This window comes from Hyalangium sp. (assembly GCF_035629615.1).
In the GTDB taxonomy this organism is placed as follows: Bacteria; Myxococcota; Myxococcia; order Myxococcales; family Myxococcaceae; genus Hyalangium.
This window is the reverse complement of record NZ_DASPHO010000166.1, coordinates 1-3731: the sequence shown is the minus strand read 5'-3', so window position 1 is coordinate 3731 and position 3731 is coordinate 1. Positions and strand designations below refer to the sequence as shown.

Sequence of the window (3731 nt, the reverse complement as noted above, 5' to 3'; positions counted from 1 at the left end):
GGTGATCCTCCAGATAGGGAAGATCCGCCGTGCCGACGTCCACCTGGAAGTAGCGCTGCTCCGCCTCCGCAGGCTCGAAGAGCTCGCCGAGGAGCGGGTGGTGGCCGGAGCCTCTGCGCGCACTCGCGGAGTCCTGTCCTGGCACCCGATCTTCGAGCCAGAACCGCTCGTGCTGCCACGGGTAGGCTGGCAGCGGTACCACCTCGCCTCCCGAGGGGTACAGCTGCTGGAAGTCCACCGTGTGACCGGAGGCATAGAGCCTGCCGATCACCTCGAGCATGGCTCCCGGCTCGTCCTCTCCCCGGCGCAGGGTCGGCCAGATCGTCGCTGGGGTTGGGAGCGCTCCAAGCGCCTCCTCGATGAGGGGGGTGAGGACCGGATGGGGGCTCACCTCGATAAGGGTGCCGTACCCTTCTCGCGCCAGCCGCTTCACCGCGCTCCAGAACCGGACCGGCTCGCGCAGGTTCCGGCCCCAATACTCCGCTGTCAGCTCCGAGTCCTCCACCCACTCGCCGGTGACGGTGGAGAGCATCCGGACATCGCCGGGGCGGGGACGGAGGCCCGCGAGCTTCTTCCGCAGCTCCGCCGCGGGCCCCTCCATCTGGGGGCTGTGCGAGGCAAAGCCCATGCGCACCCGGCGGCAGAAGATGCCCCGCTGCTCCAGCCGGACGAGCAGCTCCGCCAGCGCTTCCTTCTCACCCGCCACCAGGGTGTTCTTCGGACCGTTCTCCGCCGCCACCGCCAGGCGACCCGCGTAGCCCTCCAGATAGGGAGGCACCTCCTCGCGTGGCAGCTCGACCAGTGCCACCCCGCCCTTCCCCACCATGCTGGCCACCGCGGCGGTCCGCAGGCACACCAGGCGCGCCGCGTCCTCCCGAGTCAGCATGCCCGCCACGTGTGCGGCCATGGCCTCGCCGAGGCTGTGGCCCACCACCGCGTCCGGCTCCACTCCCCACGAGCGCAGCAGCGCCACCTGCGCCACCTGCACGGAGAACAGCAGCGGCAGCAGCACCTCCGTGCGCTCCAGGCGCTCGGCCAGATCCTCCGCATGGAGCGCCTCCCGCACCGACCAGCCCAGGTGCGGGCGGAAGGCCGCGTCGCACCTCTCCAGCTCCTCGCGGAAGACAGGCTCCGCCGCCAGCAGCCCGCGCCCCATCCCCACCCACTGCGAGCCCTGCCCCGAGAAGACGAATGCCACCTTGGACTTCGCGGTCCGCTCTCCCACCACCACGCCTCGTACGGTCTCGCCGCGGGCATGCGCCTCGAGGCGCGCGCGGAGCTGCGCCGCCGAGCTTCCCACCACCGCGACACGGTAGGCGTGGTGAGCGCGGCGGACGCTGGCCGTGTAGCTGACCGCCGCCAGCTGCTCCGGATCCGCCGCGCCCAGCCGATCCGCATAGGCAGCCGAGAGCTTCGACAGCGCGCCGGTGCCCCGCGCGGACAGAGGCAGCAAGTATGCGGCGCGAGCGGTGAAAGCAGGCCGCGCGACGCGTGGGCGCTCGGGGGCCTCCTCCAGGACGACGTGAGCATTGGTCCCGCCGATCGCGAACGCGCTCACACCTGCCCGTCGCGGCGTGGAACCCCGGACCCAGGGCTGGGCCTGCCGAGGCACATAGAAGGGGCCGTCCTCCAGATCGCACTCGGGGTTTGGCCGCTCGAAGTGTGCCAGCGGGGGAAGCTCCTGGTGCTTTAGCGCGAGCACGGCTCGGATCACCCCGGCCACGCCCGCCGCCGAGTCCAGGTGCCCGACGTTCGCCTTCACCGATCCGATGGCGCAGAAGCCCTTCCCCGCCGCTTTGCCCCCAAAGGCCTCCGTCAGCGCCCGGATCTCGATCGGATCGCCCACGGGCGTCGCCGTGCCATGGCACTCCACGTACCCCACCGTCCGAGGCTCCACCTGCGCCACCGCGAGCGCCTCGGAGACGGCGCGCGCCTGTCCCTCCTGGCTCGGCGCCAGGAAGCCAATCTTGGTCGCCCCGTCATTGTTGACGGCCGAGCCCTTGATCACCGCGTGGATCGGATCGCCATCCTCGAGGGCGGCCTCCAGGCGCTTGAGCAGCACCGCGCCCACACCGTTGCCGAAGACCGTTCCCCGGCCGCGCGCGTCGAAGGAGCGGCAGTACCCATCCGGCGAGAGCACTCCCTCTGGCTGGTAGAGATACCCTGTGCGTTGTGGCAGCCGGATGCAGACGCCTCCGGCCAGGGCCATGTCCGCCTCGCGGTTGATCAGGCTCTGGCAGGCCAGGTGGATGGCCACCAGCGAGGTGGAGCATGCCGTCTGCACGCTCATGCTGGGGCCTCGCAGGTTGAGCTTGTACGCCGCGCGCGTGGCCACGTAGTCCTTGTCGCTGCCCACCAGGAGCTGCAGCCACTCCATGGGTGAGGCCGAGCCACCACTCGCCGCGATCCGCCGCGACAGGTACATGGCCGCGCTCGCCCCACCGAAGATGCCGATGGAGCCCGGGTACGTCATCGAGTCATAGCCCGCGTCCTCCAGCGCCTCCCACGCCACCTCGAGGAACTGGCGCTGCTGCGGATCGATCGTCTCCGCCTCTCGCGGGCTGTACCCGAAGAAGCCGGCGTCGAACATGTCCACACCGTCCAGAGCCGGGTACGCCTTGACGAAGTTCGGGTCGCGCACCAGCTCCGGATCGAACCCCGCGTCGATCAGCTCGCGCTCGGAATAGAAGGTGGTGGACGCCACCCCCTGCCGCAGGTTGCGCCAGAACTGATCGAGCGTCCGAGCCCCGGGAAAGCGGCCGGCCATGCCAATGATCGCGACGTCGAACTCACCCATCTCGCCAGTCCCCTACAAGGCCTTGCGGCCGCGGGCCGCCAGGCGCGCCTCAGCGCGTGAGACGCCCGTCTTGGCCGCCGGTTGCTGCTGCGCCGACTGCCCCAGGAAGGCCGCCAGTGCGCGGACGGTCGGGTACAGGAACGGATCGGTGACGCGCACGTCCACCTTGAGCGCCTCGCGGAGCATCGAGGTGAGCCGCACGATGTGCATGGAGGTGGCGCCCAGATCAAAGAGCTGCACATCCACGCTCACCTCGCTCAGCTGCAGCACCTCCTGAACGTACTTCGCGATCGTCTGCTCCAGCTCGCTGTTAGGCGCCACGTACGCCACGCGAGGCTGGAGCGCCTCCGCCGCCAGGGCCCCCAGCGCTTTGCGATCCACCTTTCCGTTGGCGGTGATGGGCAGGCTGTCCCGCACCACCATCGCGGGGATCATGTGCCGGGGCAGCTTGGCGGTGGCGAACTCCAGCAGCTCGTCCGCCAGCGCGGCGCGGTCGGCCGCCTCCGCCACGATGAACGCGACCAGGCGTCGCTTGCCTCCAGCCGCCTGCGCCACCGTGGCCACAGCCGTACGCACGGAGGGGTGCTGGGCCAGCGCGGCCTCGATCTCTCCCAGCTCGATCCGGTAGCCCTGGACCTTGACCTGCAGATCCTCGCGGCCGAGGAACTCGATGGTTCCATCCGGCCAGTACCGCCCCAGATCCCCTGCGCGGTACAGCCGCTCGCCAGTACTCGGGTGGATCACGAACTTGGCGCGGGTGCGCTCCTCATCTCGCCAGAAGCCGCGGGCCACGCCGATCCCGCTCATGTGGATCTGCCCCGGCACCCAGGTGGGGCACGGCTCCATGGCCTCGGTGAGGAGGTGGTACTTCGCGTTCGTCATCGGCCACCCATAGGGGATGCTCACCCACGTGGGATCCACCGCCTCGATCGGG

2 protein-coding genes are annotated in these 3731 nt (G+C 70.3%); both read right to left on the bottom strand.

Annotated elements, in window-relative coordinates; translation table 11 throughout:
* Positions 1-2797 (bottom strand): type I polyketide synthase (locus tag VD972_RS08535; RefSeq protein WP_324983576.1); only part of this gene is annotated, 2797 nt, incomplete at its 3' end.
* A 12-nt stretch (positions 2798-2809) separates the two neighbouring features.
* Positions 2810-3731, bottom strand: a 922-nt coding sequence (locus VD972_RS08530) for a non-ribosomal peptide synthetase (RefSeq protein WP_324983572.1), incomplete at its 5' end; no start/stop codon positions are given.